This is a genomic window from Pusillimonas sp. ANT_WB101 (assembly GCF_008369125.1).
Taxonomy (GTDB): domain Bacteria; phylum Pseudomonadota; class Gammaproteobacteria; order Burkholderiales; family Burkholderiaceae_B; genus Allopusillimonas.
Genome location: NZ_VOAY01000005.1, coordinates 496,301 through 515,251, shown reverse-complemented (window position 1 = coordinate 515,251; position 18,951 = coordinate 496,301). Strand labels below are relative to the sequence as shown.

Sequence of the window (18,951 nt, the reverse complement as noted above, 5' to 3'; positions counted from 1 at the left end):
CCGAGCAGATACCCGAGCAGATACCCGAGCAGATACCCGAGCAGATACCCGAGCAGATACCCGAGCAGATACCCGAGCAGATACCCGAGCAGATACCCGAGCAGATACCCGAGCAGATACCCGAGCAAATACGGCCGCGATTCAGACTGTCCCAGTATTCGTAGACAGAGTCATTCTCATTGTCAGCCCTGTTTATAAGGTGTTGATTTTCAACAAGCTAATCGTCAGCCTAACGGGCAAGCATGGTAGCCTTACGGTCTAGGCATTTAATGTCTTGGGCTGCTGCACGCGTGTCATCGCGGGCGGCAGTGTGTATCAATGAATAAAGGGAGCAGGCCATGAAAGGCGACACCAAGGTTATCCAGTTTTTAAATGCGCAACTCAAGAATGAGCTGACAGCCATTAACCAGTATTTTTTGCATGCCCGCATGCTCAATCACTGGGGCTTTAAGAAGCTGGGCAAGCATGAGTATGAAGAATCTATTGGCGAGATGAAGCACGCTGACATGTTGATAGAGCGCATTTTTATGCTTGACGGACTGCCTAATCTGCAAGATCTGCACAAGCTGCTGATCGGCGAAAACGTGCCTGAAATCCTTTCCTGTGATCTCAAACTAGAAACCGGCGCACAAGAAACCGTAAAAGAAGCCATGGCGCATTGTGAAGCAGTGCGTGATTATGTATCGCGCGATCTGTTCCAGCACATACTGGATGACACTGAGGAGCATATTGATTATCTGGAAACCCAGATCGAACTTATCGAACACGTAGGCCTGCAAAATTACCTGCAATCCCAAATGGGCGAGTAAGGACTGCGGGTATTTAAGTAACTTGCCGTGCCGTGCTGTCCCGTCCCGTCTCGTGCTGCCCAGTGCTGCGCTGCGGGGCCGCGCATTAATGTATTGCCGGAAAACTTCGCTGGTTGCTGTGTAGATATGGCCTGACCGGTATTCGCGAATACGTCCTCATGCTGTCAATGCGAGCGTAAAAAACTAAAAGGCCTGGGTCCGGTGTTGCACCGGACCCAGGCCTTTACTTTTAACAGCCTTAACGTTCAAAAGCTTTGATTTTTAACGGTCTTAATTTTCGATGGCTTTGACGTTTAACGGTCTTACCTTTCAACGGCTTTAACCTTTAACCGCCACAACTTATAAAGGCCATAAGTAGCACGGCCTGTATGCATTTACGTATTAGAACGTCTTGGCCGGGCAGTTGCCTACACGGCCCCAAGCGTTATTTGGCTCACAGTATTTGTTGCGGGCCGCCCATGCACAGCTGGGACGATCAAAAAAGCTTTTTGCGCTGCAAGCCTGCAGTTCTCGCCTGAGACTGGCCTGCCATGCCTGATCGTTTTGCGGCGTAGCTGTGGACGGCGCTGGCGGTGGCGGTGCCATGTCTACCGGCTGCAATGGCTGCCTGCCACTACCGCCACCGACCAGATTGCCTACATCGGCAATACCACTCAGGCCTGGCACATCGAAATCGCCCTGGGCGATTTGTCGCGCGACGTCCATAGTAATGGTTGTTGTGGAAAGCTGGATGGCAGAGCTGGCTTCCAATTGGCGCACGGACGCTTCTGGGATTTGCCAGGCGACCTGATCGGGAAGCTCTGGCACACCCAGTCGGCCGTTGACCAATGGCTGAGGCGGCATGGCCATGAAAGGCTGGCCATTGGCATCAAGCACAGGCGTGTTGGCTAACTGGAGATCGGTAGACTCAACGGGAGACGACGGACCGTGAGCCACAAGCCAGTTGCCGAGATGTAAACCGCCCCAGGCAGATGCGCCTGCGGCAATCAGTAAAATCGCTAAGATAAAACGCCAGGACATTATTGCTCTCGGTCTGGTAAACAACCCCAAGTGTACAAGCCTATAAGCGGCGGGCGCACCAGCGCCTCGCTGGGCTTACCCATGCTGGCCAAAAACCTGGCCGCCATGCTCGCGCATGGCATGGAAGGCGATATCGGGGTAGAGTTCTTGCGCCACACGCAGCTGTGCCGGGGAAGTGGCCAGGAATGCAGGCGCGTCGACGACATCATAGGCGATGTTGGCAGCGTTGGCATTCATGAATTTTCGCAATATTTTGGGATCTTCGGCTGTAAACCAACGTGCCAGATTGTAACGGGAAGGCATCATTCGGGCATCGGCACCGTATTCGGTTTTCAGGCGATGAGCCACGACCTCGAACTGCAATTGGCCCACTGCGCCAAGCAACAATGTGCCTCCGGCGATTTCGGGGCGAAACACCTGTATGGCACCCTCTTCACCCAGCTGTGTCAGGCCTACGCGCAACTGTTTAGTGCGTAATGGATCTTTGACCTCGACGCCCTGAAACAATTCGGGTGCGAAAAACGGCAGACCCGTAAACTGAAGCTGCTCGCCTTCTGTAAGCACATCACCCAGTTGCAATATGCCGTGGTTGGGTATGCCGATGATATCGCCCGCATAGGCCTCATCAAGCAATTCGCGACGCTGCGATAGAAACGACACGACGTTATTGGGTCGTATCTCTTTGCCGGTGCGGGACACTTTTAGCCGCATGCCTCGCTCGAAACGGCCTGAGCTGACCCTTACAAATGCCACGCGGTCACGGTGTGCTGGGTCCATATTGGCCTGCACCTTAAAGACCACGCCACTGAATTTGGGTTCAACGGGCTGGACGATGCGCTGCAGTGCGGTGCGGGGCCCGGGCCGTGGAGCCAGGTCGACCAGTGCATCCAGCACTTCTTGCACGCCGAAGTTATTGATGGCCGAGCCAAAAAATACCGGCGTCTGCTTGCCTGCAAGAAACTTTTCGAGATCAAATTCGGGGGCGGCTGCCTGGATAAGCTCGATTTCATCATGGGCTTTGGCAAACGCGTCACCGAACCGTGCAGCAATGGCCGGGTTGTCGAGACCATCGATAAACTCATCGTGGTCCTCGCGACGCTCCTGGCCGGCGCGAAATACGCGCATGCGGTTGCGACGGATATCGTACACACCACCAAATGAGCGGCCCATGCCGACTGGCCACGAGAAAGGCACCGCGTCCATGCCCAGATGTGACTCAATTTCTGAAAGCAGGTTTAGCGGTTCTTGTACTTCGCGGTCAAGCTTGTTGATGAACGTAATAATGGGCGTATTGCGTGCCCGGCATACCTGCAACAGGCGTATGGTCTGTGGCTCGACGCCGTTGCCGGCGTCGATGACCATGAGCGCAGCGTCCACCGCAGTCAGCACACGGTAGGTATCTTCGGAGAAGTCCTGGTGGCCCGGGGTGTCGAGCAAATTGATGACACAGTCGCGATATTCCATCTGCATGACGGAGGACGCCACCGAGATACCACGCTGTTTTTCGATTTCCATCCAGTCGGACGAGGCGTGACGACTCGCCTTGCGAGACTTAACACTGCCCGCGATCTGGATGGCACCTGCAAAAAGCAACAGCTTTTCGGTCAGCGTGGTTTTGCCCGCGTCAGGGTGAGAAATAATGGCAAACGTGCGTCGTCGTTCGACTTCTTGTTTAATGCTCATAGACTATTTTTAGCGTTTAAGGGCCGCCAGCCCGGTTATCGGTGGTGGCTGAACGAGGCGAGTACTGTACCCGCAAGAATAAACAGGGCGCCAAAGCCGCGATTTAGCCAGCGTACATGGCGAGGGCTGCGAAACACCTTAAGCATGCGTGAAGCGAGCGTGGTGTAGCAGCCCATGGCGATTAAGTCGGTAAAACAGAGTGTGGCCGCAATAATGACATATTGCAGGGCCATGGGTTTGGTCAGATCCAGAAACTGTGGCACGACAGCCAGCAGAAACACCGTGCCCTTGGGGTTGGTGACATTGATTAATATGCCTCGCGCTACGATTTCGCGCACCCTGACATGTGGCTGGCGACCTGAAGACACCGCTACAGGTGCGGCGTCGGTGCGAAACTGGCACCACCCCAGGTAAACAAGATACGCGACCCCCAGCCACTTGATGATGCCAAAGGCTGTTTCGGACGCTGCAAGCAGTGCGCCAAGGCCCACGGCCACGACGACAAACTGTATTAGCAGACCGATTTGCAACCCTATGGTTGTCCAGTACCCGCGCCGGAAGCCGTGCTTCAAGCCCGAGGCCATGGCCGAGATTGCACCCGGGCCGGGCGAAAATGAAATCGCCCAGGATGCAGCAAAAAAAGCGAGCCAGGTGGACAGTGACATGATTCAGCGTGTCAGGAGCGGGGGAGTCGAATAATACGCCTTATTTGCCCAGCAAGGCCGCGCGCTGCCCGGTGTGACGCTGGCCGGAATCAGTGCGGCCAGTGCCGCTGCGTGGTGCATTGCTGGTGCGCGTAGTGGCGCGACCACCTTCGTTTCCGCCCGCAGCGGCGCCGCTGCGGCCAGGCCTGCCTGAGGCCGTCGATGGGCCACTGCGCGGCGTGCCAGGTGCGGAGGAACGGCGCGGACGATCGTCGGTGCTGGTGCGTGCGCCCGTGGTACGGCCAGCGTTGCCACGGCCATTTGTACTGCGGCTGCTGCCGCCACGGTTGCCGGCGTTGCGGCCCATGTCACGTTCGACTTCACGGGGCTCGGCGCTTGCACGTGCGGCGGCTGCCTGTGCCATTTCAGGCGACCAACCGGATATGGTGGTGCGATCAATGGTGCGCTTGATGACTTTTTCAATGGCGCTCAGCAGTTTGAGCTCGGAGCGGTCGACTAGCGAAGTGGCTAGACCAGTACTGCCGGCACGCCCTGTGCGACCGATGCGGTGTACGTAATCTTCGGGTACGTTAGGCAACTCAAAGTTGACCACATAAGGGAGCTGATCGATGTCGATGCCACGCGCCGCGATGTCGGTGGCAACCAGCACAGCAACCTTGCCATCTTTAAAGCCGGCCAGCGCGCGCGTACGTGCAGCCTGGCTTTTGTTGCCGTGTATGGCGGCGGCGGCCAGGCCATCTTTGACCAGCTTTTCGGCCAGACGGTTGGCGCCATGTTTAGTGCGTGTGAACACCAGCACTTGATGCCAGCCGCTTTCGCGAATCATGAAGCTGAGCAGGTCGCGTTTTTGTGATTGCTCGGTAAGCACCACGTTTTGATCGACCAGTTCTGATGCAGTATTGCGTCGTGCAACCGAGATTTCGATGGGGTTGGTGAGTACGCCTTTCGACAGTTCACGGATCTCATTAGAGAACGTGGCCGAAAACAGCAGGTTCTGACGCTGCTTTGGCAAAAGTGCCAGAATACGGCGAATATCGCGAATAAAGCCCATGTCGAGCATGCGGTCGGCTTCGTCGAGCACCAGAATTTCGACAGCAGACAGATCAACGGTTTTTTGCTGTGCATGGTCAAGCAGACGGCCCGGGGTGGCTACCAGAATATCGAGCGGCTTACGCAGGCTGGATATTTGCGGGTTGATATTGACGCCGCCGAACATCACCATAGACCGTATGGACGTGTGCTGGCCGTACGTGCGCACCGACTCTTCAACCTGGGCTGTAAGTTCGCGCGTAGGGGTAAGAATGAGCACCCGGGGCTGGCCGGCCTTGCGACCAGCAGGAGCAGGGGTTTCTAGCAGGCGGTGCAAAATGGGCAGGGTAAAGCCAGCAGTTTTGCCTGTGCCTGTTTGTGCAGCGGCAAGCAGGTCACCGCCTTTGAGTACTTGTGGTATGGCTTGTGCCTGAATAGGCGTGGGTATTTCATAGCCAGCATCGGTGACAGCACGCAAAAGGGGTGCAGCCAGACCGAGGTCGGCAAATTTAATTTGGGTAGTCAAGAATAACTCCAGCGACAGCCTATCGCTCGAGTTGAGAGATACCAATCAGGCAGACGATGTGAAAGGTTGATATGGCAAAAAGCCAATGGCAAGACTAGAACAGCTTGCAGGCAGCGCGCTGATTGGCACAACGCACAATCGACAATTGTAGCCTAGATCGTCATTTTCCGTAAAGGCTTTACGTAGCAGACGCTATGTATGTTGTAATTCGGACATTATACGTTTTCGTGAGTTACGAATGATGAAAAGACTGTTTCTCTTGCTTGTGTTTCCCTTTGTTGCGGCGGTGCTCACAGGATGCGGCTATAACGACATTCAGCGTCTTGATGAGCAGGTCAAGGCAGCCTGGTCGCAGACCCTTAATCAGTATGAACGCCGGGCCGAGTTGGTACCCAAGCTGGTTAATTCGGTAAACGCCTACATGGTTAACGAGCGTACCGTACTTACCGAGGTAACCGAGGCGAGGGCCAAGGTCGGCAGCATACAGATCAATGTCGATGATCTCCAGGACCCCGCGCTTATGGCGCGCTTCGAGCAGGCACAGGCTCAGCTGACGTCGGCGTTGTCGCGTCTTATAGCGGTATCCGAAAACTACCCCCAGCTCAAGAGCGATGGGTTGTTTCGAGACCTGATGACTCAGCTCGAAGGCACCGAGAACCGTATTGCCACCGAGCGCGGGCGCTATGTAGAAGCTGTGCGCGACTACAACCTGATCGTGCGGCAGTTTCCCACACTTATTACGGCCAAGATTTTTGGCTATCACACCATGGAAAACTACGGCGTATCCAAGCAGGCCGAGATCACGCGTGACCCCGAGGTCAAGTTTGATATCACTAGCCCCGCCAAACCCTGATGACTGCCACCACTTCGCCATTGTTCGCTGCTCGTCGCCTGACCCTGTTGTCAGCCAGCTGGCTACTGGTGTGTGTGGCCTGTCTGTTTCTGACGCTCAGGCCGGCGCTCGCAGCGCCGGTACCCGTGCCCGACTTCACCAGTTGGGTTGTCGACACAACAAACACGCTAGATTCAAACACCTGCACTCATCTTGAGCAGATCAGCGAAGACGTCGCAAAACGCAAGGGCGCGCAGCTGGCCGTGCTTATGGTTCCCACTACGGGTGAAGACACCATAGAAAGCTACGCACGGCGTGCTTTTGATAAGTGGCGTATCGGGCGCGAAAAAGTTGATGATGGCATTTTGCTTGTGGTGGCCAAAGATGATCGTAATTTGCGCATAGAAGTGGGCTATGGCCTGGAAGGCGCCGTGCCCGATCTGCTGGCTGGCCGCATTATTCGTGAACAGGTCACACCGCGCTTTAAGGCTGGCGATTATGCCGGCGGTATTACTGCCGGGGTTGAAAGCCTGGCCAAACTTATCGACGGCGAGCCGTTGCCAGCACCCGCACCTGCATCTGCCAGCAATGACTCAGACTCCGAAGCAAGCTTTATGCTGCTTCCCATTGCTTTCATGACCACGCTCATGCCGCCTTTTATCGCGCCTTTTATGGCCGGTATTTTTGTTTATTTTTTGTTTAACAATGTGCTGGCGGCCATGGTGGCTGCTTTCGTCGGGCTGATACTTAGCCTGGTTGGGCGCAGCCGACGCAGTTCCAGTAAAGTGGGGCGCGCATCGCGACGTGGTGGTGGATTCGGCGGTGGCTTTGGTGGCGGAGGCGGTTTTGGCGGGGGTGGTGGCTTTGGAGGTGGTGGTGGTTTCGGCGGCGGTGGAGGCGGCAGCAGCGGCGGCGGCGGCGCCTCGGGCAGTTGGTAGGCGCAGGTAAAGGAATCGTAATGTCCTCAAGACGAGACAACTGGAAAAAACTAACGGGCTGGTCCAGCCTGGCCGGGCAGTGGCTGCGCCGCAAGCATTTCAACGCGGCCATGCTCGATCGCCTGGCCGAGCGCATCCGGCAAAGCGAGATCAGCCACACGGGCGAGCTGGTGGTTGCAATTGAAGCCGTCAGCCCGTCTCATGAGGCAGATTCTGAACAGCGCGCGCTCGAAGTGTTTGGCAAGTTGCATGTATGGGATACGCCGTTAAACACCGGTGTGTTGCTTTACCTGGCGCTTGACCGACAATATATGCAGATTATCGCTGACCGCGGCGTCAAGGCGTCTGACGCGCAGTGGGCCGCTGTGTGTGCGGGGCTGCAGCAATGTTTTGTGCAGCAGCGCTACGAGGCTGGTCTGTTTGCCGCCATCGACACTATCGAAATTATTCTGAAGTCTGCGTGCCCGCCAGTGCCTGAAGGCGGCCGCAACACCGACGACTTACCCAACACACCTGTATTGCTCTGATCTTGAGGCCCGTGTGGTGTGCTCGATGCTGCGCCCTGTTCGCTGCGCGCCACGCTGCTGAAGCTGGCGCCAGGTTACCGAGCCCAGATGCCGGGGCCGATATGTGTGCAGTGACGCTCCGCATTGCGCAGCGTCACGACCTGTATGTGAATGAATCCCGGGTTACGCCGCCCGCACTCACGCCTGCCCCAGTTTTTGCGCCAATGTGCGTACAGCCTGTTTGCGCCGAGACTGGTTTTCATAGTGCTCAGACAGCGCTGACCATTGCGGCTGGCTTCGGGCTTCTACCAGTACCTCAGGCAGATCTTGCTTGCGCCAGCGTTCAAGCTGTCTCTGAAAATCTTTGTCGTGGGCTAAATCAAGATCAGACTCGCTGGCTCCCGGTTTTGCACTGGCTGCTGTCATCGGGTCGAGTTCAATGTTTATCGGTGTTTGTGCAGCATGCCCCCGCCGTTCCAGTGCGTGCAGCAATGCAAGCTGCCGTATGGCCAGCAAACGCAGCACAGCATCGTCGACGCTTAGTTCTTGATACCCACGCATGCGCCCCATAATGCGCTTGCCTAGCCTGTCGGCACCCTGCCAGAGCCCGCCAGCGGCGGCGCCCAGCAACGTGGCTGCACCCAGGCTAAGACCTGCCGTGAACACATCTAGGGTTGCGCCCGCCATGGCGCCAGCTGCGACACCTTTGCCAATTTGGACGCCGTAGTCTTTGAGGGCCTGCGGGTGAAATAAGTCCATGCCCCAGCGCTCGCCTTCCAGTGGCAGTGTGTGGGCGGGAAAGTCGCGGCTGCTGAAGTTATAGCGCTTGAGCAAGGCACTGACGCAGGCGGCTTCGCGATCGCGGATCTGGCGGCGCAACGCCTGGGTGGCGGCCTTGATCTCTTCTTCACCGGGCTCGGCCGACACCCGCCACGCCGCCACGTCAACCATGAGTTCGGCAATGAGGCGCAGGCCGTCTTCATGGCGTACCTGTTTTTGGCGTGTAACGTCTTGCTTTAGCTCCACCAGCAAGCCAGCGTGTTCATCCATGAGCAATGCGAGCTTGTCATAGAGTTGTGCCTCGCCATCAAGCGCAGGAGCCACCGTGTCGAATTCGACCATGGCGTGCAGGCCGAGACGGGCCAACGCTGACCGCCATGCGCCCAGACGCTGTTCGCGGCTATTGGTGAAATTAAGCACGGGCAGCAACGGGTGCCCACAACTGGCCAGCAGTGCCAGTTCGTCTTTATGTTTGCCCAGCACCGGGTCGCGAACGTCGACGACGTACAGGCCTGCGTCGCAGTCGAGCAGGCGCCGCAGCACGCGGGCCTCTTGCTCAAAACGGCGCTCACTTTCGGGGCTTTGCAGAAACCGCTGTATGCGTTCTGGGCCGTCCATGCGCTGGCCCGGTGGCGTGAGCCGTTCGAGGTAATCGAGCAGGGCAATGCCGTCTTCCATACCGGGTGTGTCGAAGAGCTCAATGGCGACTGCGCCCTCGACCAGAAGCCGGGTGCCTTCAACGTGGCGGGTGGTGCCCGGACTGTCTTCAATTTGCCCGAAGCCGGCATCACGTGTGAGGGTGCGCAGCAGCGAGGTTTTGCCGGTATTGGTGTGCCCAACCACGGCGAGGCGCAATACACGTCGGGAGGAGGTGGCGGATGTTGTCATGGCCTGGGCTCCTGCCTGACAGGTGTGGTGTCAGAAAGCCATTCGATGGCGCTGCGCAGGTCGTTTTGTATTTGTTCGGGCTGGAAGTCGGCGGCGGCGAGGCGCTGGCGCCACATGCCTACGCGTCTTGTTTCGTTAGGGCTGCTTTGCCCGCCACCCGTATACAACACGACTTGCGGCGTGTCAGAAAGGGTGCCCAGATCGGCCAGCAATGCGATCGTGCCGCGATCGGGCGTTTGGCGGGCATCACATACCATTAGCAGCCGGCCGGGTGGGCAGGCCTGCAAGTGTTCGAGCAGTGTCTTGCGCTGCTGTCGACTGTCAATAATGCCCAGGTCGGCGACATGACCGGGAAACCCAGGAGGCGGCCACACCATGTCGGGTGCCAGCTCAATACCGACCAATACAGATTGCCCTGGCCGGTGGACGGGCTGCTCTTGGTGTATGACATGTGCCTGAAAGCCAGGTGTGGACGGGCTGTCGATGCCAGTATGCTCGCTGAAGGGCTCAAGGCGGTCGCGCAGTTCAGCGTAGCCAGGCAGGCTGGGGTCCAATGTAATGGCGGCAAGCTTGCGGCGTGCCATCAGCCCGCTTACGATCATTGCAATGGCACGCGGCACCAGCCCGTAAACCACCACGCAGCCTATGAGCCAGCTGGACCAGTAGGCGTAAGCCGTGGGTGGCAGTGCTTGCAGGCCATCGCTGACACGGATGATGTCCTCGGCAGGCATGGCAAACCCCAGCTTTGATGGCAACCAGCCCAACACCGTGGTGAGGGTGACAAAGGCATCGGGCGAAAGCAGGGTGGTTTCCCAGTTAAAGCTGTAGCGTCGGGTGGCGAGTACGGTGGCCATGGTTAGCAGCATGGCCGAGAGGCCGATGGTCCATAGCCCATGGCTGATCGTGCCAAACAGCCATCGCATGGCACTGTTGCGGCCCAGCACCTCAACCAGCGCGCGTGGGGCCAGCGCCACATCAGGCCCGCGTGCCAGCTTGCGTGTAAGCCAGAGCCAGCACTCGCCCAGCCATGATCCGCCGCCAGAGATAAAAAAACTGAGCAGCCACAGGACAAAGGTGAGTGTATTGAGCCCCAGCAGGGCAGCCAGCGCCAGGTTGACGTTAACGGGCCGTGTGCCGTCGCCGAGTGCGCCCAGCGCCGCGGCTATGCCCGCAAAGATTGCGATTAACGCCATGCCCCCAAGCGTCAGCCGCGATGCGACTGACCAGCGTGCGATAAGTTGGTCGAGTTTTTCGCGCTGCGCCAGGTATTGCGCTCGCAAAATCAGCCTTTCAGTGAAGTTGCGGCCTTCGCTGCGTGCGCGTCTTACTTCACTGGTGTCTTCAAGAGGCCCCCATAGGGTTTCACGCAGACGTAACGATTCAGCCAGCCAGAGTTGGCCGAATCGTGGACGTGCGTTGGGGTGTGCGTGAGGTGTGTCAGACATCCGTGATGTGGGCGCTTGCAGGTTTGCCGAACCATTTGTCCAGGGTTTGATGTGCCTGTTGTTTGATCTCGGGCGTGATGTAAAAGGCGACCGTGGCCAGTGCTGCGGCCATTACGCTAATGTCGTCGGTGTACCCGACAAGAGGTGCCAGATCGGGGATGGCGTCCAGGGGGAAAATAAAATACCCCAGTGCGCCATACATAACGCGTCTGGCCCATTTGGGCGTTGACGGGCTTTGCGCCGCATAAAACAGGTACAGCGCTTTTTCCAGGGTGGCACGGCCGATGCCAATTGCCTTAGGCCCTATCTTTTTCCAGAACCGGGCCGGCGAATAGGCACGTTGGTAATGGGTGTTGGTCATGATATCTCCGTCAGGAGTAAGTACCGGCTTATTGTATAGGGTTAAATCTGTCCTGCACGTGGTGGTCGCACGGGCTATAAATGACTGCAGCCAAATTATTTGAGCTAAATTATTTGAGCCAAATCACAGCTGCCAAATAATAGGGCCGGTCGACACGCACTGCAAGACGGTATACGTGAACGAATCGTGTTGCGCTGTGTATGGGCCAACGACGTGGCCTAGCGTCGCATGGCCTATAGAAAACGCCCCGCACACCGGGCAGTGCCAAGTGTGCGGGGCGTAAAGCTCAAACAGAAAGCAGCGTATTGCCGGTTTAGGCGAGCCTTGTTTTTTAGTCGAAACTTAGCGTTTCTTGACGATCATGCCATAAATGAAAAGCACAATGATCGCACCGATTATAGAGGCTATCCAGCCTACCCCTTCTCCGGCCTGGTAAAACCCAAGAGCGGCGCCGAGGTAGCCAGCGACTATTGCGCCGACAATACCGAGAATAATGGTCATGATAATGCCAAGCTTCTGATCACCCGGCATAAGTGCGCGTGCGAGCAGACCCACAATAAAGCCAACCACGATCATGCTGATAAAGCCCATAGCGTTTTCCTTCTTCTAAATTGTCAATCGAATAACACGGCGGCATTGCGTACCGCAGCAGTGCTTCCTGCGTGCTTATCATAGGGGGATGGCGATAATTTCGTGCGCCTTGGGCAACATCAAATCGTTACTTTTTGTATGCGCTCAGCTTAAAGAACGCGTTAGCACATCGTCGATAAATACCACACATCGTCCATGCCCCTTCGCACCACGTAGCTCAGGAAACCGGCTCTGGCTCTAGCTCCAGCCCCTCTCGCGACAGGTAATCCAGGGTGGGCATCAGCGAGAGCAAATGCCGTGTGTAATCAGACGTCGGGTTGGAAAAAAGCGTTTCGGTGTCGGCCACCTCAAGCAGCTTGCCCTGTCGCATTACTCCCACACGGTCACACATCTGGCGTATTACCGGAAGGTCATGGCTGATAAACATAATGGTCAACCCCAGTGTTTCCTGCAGGTCTTTCAGCAGGTTCAGTATCTGCGCCTGTATCGACACATCAAGCGCCGAGGTGGGCTCATCGCAAATCAGAAAACGGGGTCGTGTGGCCAATGCACGGGCAATGCCTATACGCTGGCGCTGCCCCCCTGAAAACTCATGGGGAAAGCGTGCAAGCGCCTGCGCGCCCAGCCCTACGTAGTCGAGCAGGCCCGTGACAATCTGACGTGTTTCGGTCTCGCTGTGGGTAAGCCGATGGAAACGAATGGGCTCTGCCACGATGTCCAGAATACGCATGCGTGGGTTGAGAGAAGAAAAGGGGTCCTGAAACACCATCTGGATCTGCCGCCGAAAGGCATTCAGCGCTTTGTGATCTTTTAACCCGGTGATGTTGACGCCGTCGAAGCTGACCGTGCCGCTGCTTGCCTGGTACAGGCCGGCGATAAGGCGTGCAATCGTAGACTTGCCCGAGCCTGACTCACCCACCAGGCCGAACACTTCTCCTTCTTGAATGTTAAAGCTGACGTCTTTGACGGCATCGAGCGACAGCCGATTGCGCGGCAAGAAGGCATTGCGCAAAATAAAACGCATGCCCAGATTTTTAACCTCGATGAGTGCGCGACCGGCATGTTGATCGAAATTACGGTGTTCACGCAGCCACTGCAAGGCTTGCTCCGACCGTGTATGGTCGACAGGTGCCTGCACGTCTTCGATATAGGTCACCATCGGAAATCGGCGCAACTTGATGTTAGATCGAGGTACAGCCGAGATCAGGCTTTTTGTATAGCGGTGCTCTGGTTCGCCAAGTACCTTGAGTGTCGGGCCTTGCTCCACCAGCCTGCCGCGATACAGTACGGCCACCCGGTCAGTGACCTCGGCAATCACGCCCATATCGTGTGTGATAAGAATCATGCCTACATCATGGTCTTTGCACAGTTTGCGCAACAGGTCGAGAATCTGTGCCTGTATGGACACATCAAGAGCTGTCGTCGGTTCGTCGGCAATAATCACCTCGGGCTCGCAGCACAGCGCCAGGGCAATCACCACGCGCTGACGCATGCCCCCTGAGAACTGATGCGGGTATTGGTGCAGGCGCGCCTCGGGATGCTCGATACCGACCTGCTCCAGCAGCATTAGCGCTTTTTCTCTGGCCTGATGCGCTGTCATGTCCAGATGCACCTGCATGGTTTCGACCAGTTGCTGCTCAATGGTTTGCAATGGATCAAGCGAGGTGAGCGGGTCTTGAAAAATCATGCCAATACGCCGCCCGCGTATCTTGCGAAATGCCTGTTTGGGTAATTGGTCTATACGCTGGCCGTCCAGCAGCACCTTGCCGCCCGTCATTTTTCCGGGGGGTTCAAGCAGGCCGATGACGGCATTGCCAATGGTAGATTTACCGGCGCCCGATTCACCCACTACGCCCAGAATTTCGCCTTTTTCAAGCGACAGGCTTACATCCTGCACCGCGACAAGTTGTGCGTGACGGCTAAAAAACTCAATGCGCAGGCTTTCAATATCGAGCAATGACATGGGCAATACTCAGCGTAGCTTGGGGTTGAGTGCATCGCGCAGCCAGTCGCCCAGCAGGTTGACCGATAGCGCCAGCAAGATCAGGGCAACACCCGGAAAAATTGTGATCCACCACTCGCCCGAAAACAGATAGCTGTTGCCAATGCGAATCAGCGTACCCAGAGACGGCGTGGTGGGGGGAATGCCGACGCCCAGAAATGACAACGTGGCTTCGGTGATGATGGCAATGGCAAGATGTATGGTGGCAATCACCAGCACAGGCCCCATGACATTGGGCAGAATGTGTCTGCGCAAAATGGTGAAGGGGCGCATGCCGATCAGTCGCGCCGCCTGCACGTATTCTTTATTGCGTTCAACCATGGTGGCACCGCGCACGGTGCGCGCGTATTGCACCCACCCCGAAATGCCAATGGCAAAGATCAGCACATAAAGTGCCAGCGTGTCGTGTAGGTCGCGTGGCAACAGCCCGCGTGCGATGCCGTCAATGAGCAGCGCGATGAGAATGGCTGGAAATGAAAGTTGTACATCGGCGATGCGCATAATAAAGGCGTCAATACGGCCACCTGCATAGCCGCTGATCAAACCAAGCGTCACGCCCACAACCAGCGAAAAAAATACCGAGGCAAAACCCACCAGCAGTGAAATGCGCGCGCCATACAAAATCGCCGAGAGCATGTCACGGCCCTGATCATCCGTACCGAGCAAAAAGCGCGCCTCGCCGTCGGGGTTCCACGCAGGAGGCAGGTTTGCGTCGAGCAAATCGAGTGAGGCAAGGTCAAACGGGTGGTGGGGTGCAATCAGCGGGGCAAACAGCGCACCAAAAAAAATGGCAAGTGCTACAACAGCCGAAATAATGGCGGTTGGCGAGTGGCTGAAACTGTAAAACAGATCGCTTTGAAAGGCGCGAGAAAAGGCATTTTGAGACATACGCAGCAGTCAGCTCTTTTGTACGCGCAAGCGCGGATCAACGGCAAAATAAAGCAGATCGACGATGAGGTTGATAACGACAAAGAACAGGGCGATCATCAGCAAATAGGCGGACATGACAGGTATGTCGACCGCACCGATAGACTGGATGAACAACAGGCCCATGCCCGGCCATTGAAAGACGGTTTCGGTAATAATGGAAAACGCAATAATCGCGCCAAGCTGCAGGCCAGTAATGGTAATAACAGGCACCAGCGTATTCTTCAACGCATGCCTGAAGTTAATCATGCGTTCAGGCAGGCCGCGGGCGCGTGCAAACTTGATGAAATCAGTTTGCAGTACTTCGAGCATTTCGGCGCGCACCAGCCGCATAATCAGCGTCATCTGAAATAAGGCTAGCGTAAAGGCCGGCATAATCAGCGATTGCCAGCCGCTTTTTGTCAAAAATCCGGTAGACCACCAGCCAATCTGCACCACTTCGCCACGCCCGAAGCTGGGCAGCCAGCGCAGTATCACGCCAAACAACAGAATCATCAGTATGCCGATCAAAAAGGTCGGTAAAGAGATGCCGATCAGCGATAGCGTCATGAATGATCGGGACAACACCCCGTTGCGGCGCAGGGCGGTGTACACACCCATGGGTATGCCCAGAAACAAGGCCATCATTGCCGAAACAAGCGATAGCTCTAATGTGGCGGGCATGCGGCTGCGTATCATCTCGCTTACAGGGCGACGCTGGCGATACGAAATGCCAAAGTCGCCCTGCGCGGCGTTTTTGATGAAACGAACGTACTGCACCAGAAACGGGTCGTTCAGCCCCAGCTGCTCACGCAGCTGGACCCGCTGTTCCATGGTGGTGTCTTGCCCGACCATGTTGCTGATCGGGTCTCCCACATAACGGAACATGCTGAACGCGATCAGGCCGACGGCCAGCATCACGAAAACAGATTGCAGCAACCTATGGCCAATAAAACCCAACATGACGCTTACGGCATGATTACGTTACGGATATCCAGCACGTCATCGGCACGTTGAGACACCTTGATGCCTGAGCGTACACCCCATGACATCGGCTGCTGGTGCAGCGGCAGATAGCCATAGTCATTGCGCAGCATGGTGAAGGCTTCTTTGATCAGGTTGTTACGTGCTGCCTGGTCAGTTTCGACATCGATTCTGGCGGACAGTGCGTCGATCTCTTTGTTGCAGTAGCCGCCCAGGTTGAACTGGCCCATGCCAGCCTTGGCGTCACGGCAGTTGACCAGGTTGGTAAGTATGTTGGCCGCGTCGATCGAGCTTGGTGTCCAGCCCAGCATATACATGCTGGTTTCGTTACCGGCCTGCAGCAAGATCTTGGCAAAATACTTAGACTTGGTCTGCGCCAACAGGTCAATCTTGATGCCTACCTTGGCCAGCATGCTGGCGACAGCCTGGCAGATCTTCTCGTCGTTAACGTAACGATCATTGGGGCAATCGAGTTGCACGCTAAAACCGTCTGGGTAGCCCGCATCGGCCAGTAGCTTCTTGGCCTTTTCGACATCGGTGACATAAGGCTTGCCGTATGAATCGTCGTAGCCGTTAACTTTGTTGGCAACCAGTGAGCCCAGCGGATTGGCAGCACCGCGCATAATCTTCTGGTTGATCACCTTGGTGTCCACGGCAAGGTTGACGGCCTCACGCACGCGCTTGTCTTTGAACGGATTTTTACCTTTTACACTTGAAAACAGCAGTTCATCGCGATCTTGATCCATACCGATGAAGATGGCGCGCGCCTCAGGTTCGTTCAGTACTTTGACGTCTTTCTCATTTTCAAGACGTGGCCAATCTTGCACCGGAACAGGCATGACCAGGTCCATCTCGCCCGAGATCAGCGCCGCGACCCGCGTGGACTCCTGAGTGATAGGTTGAAAAATCACGTCTGTGACGTTGCTCGGCATATCTTTGTTCCAATAGCCGTCATAACGCTTGAGTGTTGTCTTTACGTCGGGATGGCGCTCCACGACCATGAAGGGGCCTGTACCATTGGCATGCATGGTGGCGTATTCGCTTTCGCCACCTTTCACATTACTGGCCTCGGTCGTTTTGTTGGCTTCGGCCCACTCTTTGTCCATGATGTACAGAAACGTCCAGTCACGGGGCAAAATCGGGTTGGGCGTGGGCGTGCTCACTTCAATCGTGTGATCGTCGATTTTCTTGATGTCAGCGGCTTTGGCGCCATAGCCCTTCATGTCGGAGCCTTGGGTCAGGCTGCGCTTCCATGAAAAAATCACATCATCAGCGGTAAACGCATTGCCGTTATGAAAGGTGACCCCTTTACGCAGGTGAAACACCCATTTGGTGGGCTCTGTGTTTTCCCAACTTTCAGCCAGTTGGGGCACTAGCTTCAGGTCTTTGTCGTAGCCCGCAAGGGTTTCGTAAAACCAGCCTTGCAGGCCCAATGTAAAGGTTTCGTTCAGTGACATGGGGTCCAGCGACATCATGTCGCCCTGGTAGGCCCACTTGAAGGTTTTGCCTTCAGCAGCGTGGCCTGCGCCAGCGGTCAGTGCGAGCATGGCGGCGATTGCCGTGTGCCCGATAAGTTTCTGCAGTTTCATTGTTTGTCTCCTGCCTTATAAGACGTTGCCGTCGGTGTGTTATTAGTTTGCCAGGCGGTCTGCCAGTTTCTCCATGAACTGTTCGCAGGCGCTTACCTGTTCTATATCGATGTATTCGTCGGGCTGATGCGCCTGGTCTATAGAGCCCGGGCCGCACAGCACCACATCAAAGCCGCGTTCCTGAAACTGGCCGGCCTCGGCGGCATAGGGCACCACATCGGTGTGGCGATGTCCGCACAGGTCAAAGACCAGTTCCTGTGCCTCACCACCCTGGTCCTGAAGCGGTGGTGCATCGGCGAGCACTTCCGTCGTAATGGACGCCTGGGGCGATATGGCTTGCATGGCTGGCAACAGGGTGTTGGCGAACGCCTGAAACCGGGTCAGGTACGTATGCCAGTCGTCGCCCGGCAACGTGCGTATGTCCCAGCTAAACGTACATGCTCGCGAAATAATGTTGACGGCTGTTCCGCCCTGCATGACACCTACGTGCAGCGTGGTGTAAGGCGGCACAAAGGTGCAGCCTGGGTCGGCGTTTGCCTTGTTCTCGGCCATCATGTCTTCGATGAAGGCCACCAGTCGTGCGGCAGTCATGACGGCGCTTACCCCGCGCTGTACCTGGCTGGAATGCGCCTCATGGCCGATGACGGTGGTGCGCAATACTGCAATGCCTTTGTGCGCCACGATGGAACGCATGCTGGTAGGCTCGCCCACGATTACGGCCGAAGGTTTGGGAATATCACTGACCAGCCTGTCTATCATCGAGGGGGCGCCAAAGCAGCCTATCTCTTCGTCGTAGCTGAGCGCAAAGTGTATGGGCCGCTTCAGTCCCCGTGCGATAAAGTCGGGCACCATGGCCAGACCAACGGCCGTAAACGCCTTCATGTCACACGTGCCGCGGCCATACAGGCGGCCGTCTTTTTCGGTAACGGTAAAGGGATCGGTCGTCCAGGGCTGGCCATCTACGGGTACGACGTCTGTGTGTCCTGACAGGACCACGCCGCCTTCAACTTGAGGGCCTACTGTGGCAAACAAATTGGCTTTGGCACCGTCTGGGCTGGCCACAAGATGGCTCTGTACGCCATGCGTGGCGAGGTAGTCGCGAACGTAATGGATGAGCTCGAGGTTGGAGTTACGGGATACGGTATCGAACCCGACAAGGCGGGTGATCATTTCGAGCGATTGAGGCTTCACTGCAGAGATTCTCCGTAGTTATGTGTATACGGGCCGGCTTTTTTTGCTTTTTTTGCTTTTTCTGCTTAGCCGCATTGCGGCACCGGTGCGGTATGGCCTTTTGGGCGCAAATACAGGCGCAGGCTGCGCCGCCATCGTGCCTTGCGGCAAGCGGTCAGTGTAGTGAGGGATAACTGAATTGCAAAGGGTGGGTAATCCCCATGATA

General features: G+C 56.4%; 17 protein-coding genes. 4 read left to right on the top strand and 13 right to left on the bottom strand.

The window, feature by feature from the left end; genetic code table 11:
• Window positions 1-338 precede the first annotated feature (338 nt).
• Window positions 339-809 (top strand): bacterioferritin, encoded by a 471-nt coding sequence (bfr, locus tag FQ179_RS20960; RefSeq protein WP_149399417.1) that lies wholly within the window; start codon window positions 339-341, stop codon window positions 807-809.
• A 381-nt stretch (window positions 810-1,190) separates the two neighbouring features.
• Here bfr and FQ179_RS20955 read toward each other — a convergent pair whose 3' ends face one another.
• The 4 genes from FQ179_RS20955 to FQ179_RS20940 all read right to left on the bottom strand — a co-directional run bounded on the left by FQ179_RS20955 (window position 1,191) and on the right by FQ179_RS20940 (window position 5,732).
• The gene (locus FQ179_RS20955; protein WP_149399415.1) at window positions 1,191-1,829 is read right to left on the bottom strand and encodes a hypothetical protein; all 639 of its coding nucleotides are present in this window, start codon (window positions 1,827-1,829) and stop codon (window positions 1,191-1,193) included.
• Between the two features lie 75 nt (window positions 1,830-1,904).
• A complete protein-coding gene (locus FQ179_RS20950; RefSeq protein WP_149399413.1) occupies window positions 1,905-3,512 on the bottom strand; it encodes a peptide chain release factor 3 in 1,608 nt (535 codons plus the stop codon).
• Window positions 3,513-3,547: 35 nt separating this feature from the next.
• On the bottom strand, window positions 3,548-4,177 hold the full coding sequence (locus tag FQ179_RS20945) for a LysE family transporter (protein ID WP_149399411.1): 630 nt from the start codon (window positions 4,175-4,177) through the stop codon (window positions 3,548-3,550).
• A gap of 40 nt (window positions 4,178-4,217) precedes the next feature.
• Window positions 4,218-5,732 (bottom strand): DEAD/DEAH box helicase, encoded by a 1,515-nt coding sequence (locus tag FQ179_RS20940; RefSeq protein WP_188074678.1) that lies wholly within the window; start codon window positions 5,730-5,732, stop codon window positions 4,218-4,220.
• A gap of 241 nt (window positions 5,733-5,973) precedes the next feature.
• On the opposite strand from FQ179_RS20940, the gene FQ179_RS20935 reads away from it, so the two are divergent.
• From FQ179_RS20935 to FQ179_RS20925, 3 genes are read left to right on the top strand one after another with little or no spacing between them, the layout of a single operon-like run.
• A complete protein-coding gene (locus FQ179_RS20935) occupies window positions 5,974-6,585 on the top strand; it encodes a LemA family protein (protein ID WP_149399509.1) in 612 nt (203 codons plus the stop codon).
• A complete protein-coding gene (locus tag FQ179_RS20930; RefSeq protein WP_149399409.1) occupies window positions 6,585-7,502 on the top strand; it encodes a YgcG family protein in 918 nt (305 codons plus the stop codon). Before FQ179_RS20935 ends, FQ179_RS20930 begins: the two co-directional genes overlap by 1 nt.
• Window positions 7,503-7,522: 20 nt before the next feature.
• Window positions 7,523-8,029: a TPM domain-containing protein gene (locus FQ179_RS20925; RefSeq protein WP_149399407.1), complete on the top strand. Its 507-nt coding sequence runs from the start codon at window positions 7,523-7,525 to the stop codon at window positions 8,027-8,029.
• A gap of 177 nt (window positions 8,030-8,206) precedes the next feature.
• Here the strand turns inward: FQ179_RS20925 and FQ179_RS20920 are convergent, their stop codons facing one another.
• The 9 genes from FQ179_RS20920 to argE all read right to left on the bottom strand — a co-directional run bounded on the left by FQ179_RS20920 (window position 8,207) and on the right by argE (window position 18,745).
• Window positions 8,207-9,676, bottom strand: a complete 1,470-nt coding sequence (locus FQ179_RS20920; RefSeq protein ID WP_149399406.1) for a GTPase/DUF3482 domain-containing protein — start codon at window positions 9,674-9,676, stop codon at window positions 8,207-8,209.
• Window positions 9,673-11,121 carry a DUF2868 domain-containing protein gene (locus FQ179_RS20915; protein WP_149399404.1) on the bottom strand — a complete coding sequence of 483 codons (1,449 nt, stop codon included), beginning with the start codon at window positions 11,119-11,121 and terminating at the stop codon, window positions 9,673-9,675. The genes FQ179_RS20920 and FQ179_RS20915 overlap by 4 nt, the downstream gene beginning before the upstream one ends.
• Entirely contained in the window at window positions 11,114-11,482 is a 369-nt protein-coding gene (locus FQ179_RS20910) for a YkvA family protein (protein WP_149399402.1), read from the bottom strand. Before FQ179_RS20910 ends, FQ179_RS20915 begins: the two co-directional genes overlap by 8 nt.
• Before the next feature lie 342 nt (window positions 11,483-11,824).
• Window positions 11,825-12,073 (bottom strand): GlsB/YeaQ/YmgE family stress response membrane protein, encoded by a 249-nt coding sequence (locus FQ179_RS20905; RefSeq protein ID WP_149399400.1) that lies wholly within the window; start codon window positions 12,071-12,073, stop codon window positions 11,825-11,827.
• 217 nt (window positions 12,074-12,290) lie between these two features.
• Window positions 12,291-14,036 carry an ABC transporter ATP-binding protein gene (locus tag FQ179_RS20900; protein WP_149399398.1) on the bottom strand — a complete coding sequence of 582 codons (1,746 nt, stop codon included), beginning with the start codon at window positions 14,034-14,036 and terminating at the stop codon, window positions 12,291-12,293.
• A gap of 9 nt (window positions 14,037-14,045) precedes the next feature.
• Window positions 14,046-14,963: an ABC transporter permease gene (locus tag FQ179_RS20895; protein WP_149399396.1), complete on the bottom strand. Its 918-nt coding sequence runs from the start codon at window positions 14,961-14,963 to the stop codon at window positions 14,046-14,048.
• A gap of 9 nt (window positions 14,964-14,972) precedes the next feature.
• A complete protein-coding gene (locus FQ179_RS20890; protein ID WP_149399394.1) occupies window positions 14,973-15,944 on the bottom strand; it encodes an ABC transporter permease in 972 nt (323 codons plus the stop codon).
• A 5-nt stretch (window positions 15,945-15,949) separates the two neighbouring features.
• A complete protein-coding gene (locus FQ179_RS20885) occupies window positions 15,950-17,554 on the bottom strand; it encodes an ABC transporter substrate-binding protein (RefSeq protein WP_149399392.1) in 1,605 nt (534 codons plus the stop codon).
• Between the two features lie 42 nt (window positions 17,555-17,596).
• Window positions 17,597-18,745: an acetylornithine deacetylase gene (gene argE / locus FQ179_RS20880; protein WP_149399390.1), complete on the bottom strand. Its 1,149-nt coding sequence runs from the start codon at window positions 18,743-18,745 to the stop codon at window positions 17,597-17,599.
• Window positions 18,746-18,951 lie beyond the last annotated feature (206 nt).

Coding starts and splice junctions, on each gene's coding strand:
- bfr (WP_149399417.1), top strand. CDS start 339: ATGAAAGGCGACACCAAGGTTATCCAGTTTTTAAATGCGCAACTCAAG.
- FQ179_RS20955 (WP_149399415.1), bottom strand. CDS start 1,829: ATGTCCTGGCGTTTTATCTTAGCGATTTTACTGATTGCCGCAGGCGCA.
- FQ179_RS20950 (WP_149399413.1), bottom strand. CDS start 3,512: ATGAGCATTAAACAAGAAGTCGAACGACGACGCACGTTTGCCATTATT.
- FQ179_RS20945 (WP_149399411.1), bottom strand. CDS start 4,177: ATGTCACTGTCCACCTGGCTCGCTTTTTTTGCTGCATCCTGGGCGATT.
- FQ179_RS20935 (WP_149399509.1), top strand. CDS start 5,974: ATGAAAAGACTGTTTCTCTTGCTTGTGTTTCCCTTTGTTGCGGCGGTG.
- FQ179_RS20930 (WP_149399409.1), top strand. CDS start 6,585: ATGACTGCCACCACTTCGCCATTGTTCGCTGCTCGTCGCCTGACCCTG.
- FQ179_RS20925 (WP_149399407.1), top strand. CDS start 7,523: ATGTCCTCAAGACGAGACAACTGGAAAAAACTAACGGGCTGGTCCAGC.
- FQ179_RS20920 (WP_149399406.1), bottom strand. CDS start 9,676: ATGACAACATCCGCCACCTCCTCCCGACGTGTATTGCGCCTCGCCGTG.
- FQ179_RS20915 (WP_149399404.1), bottom strand. CDS start 11,121: ATGTCTGACACACCTCACGCACACCCCAACGCACGTCCACGATTCGGC.
- FQ179_RS20910 (WP_149399402.1), bottom strand. CDS start 11,482: ATGACCAACACCCATTACCAACGTGCCTATTCGCCGGCCCGGTTCTGG.
- FQ179_RS20905 (WP_149399400.1), bottom strand. CDS start 12,073: ATGGGCTTTATCAGCATGATCGTGGTTGGCTTTATTGTGGGTCTGCTC.
- FQ179_RS20900 (WP_149399398.1), bottom strand. CDS start 14,036: ATGTCATTGCTCGATATTGAAAGCCTGCGCATTGAGTTTTTTAGCCGT.
- FQ179_RS20895 (WP_149399396.1), bottom strand. CDS start 14,963: ATGTCTCAAAATGCCTTTTCTCGCGCCTTTCAAAGCGATCTGTTTTAC.
- FQ179_RS20890 (WP_149399394.1), bottom strand. CDS start 15,944: ATGTTGGGTTTTATTGGCCATAGGTTGCTGCAATCTGTTTTCGTGATG.
- FQ179_RS20885 (WP_149399392.1), bottom strand. CDS start 17,554: ATGAAACTGCAGAAACTTATCGGGCACACGGCAATCGCCGCCATGCTC.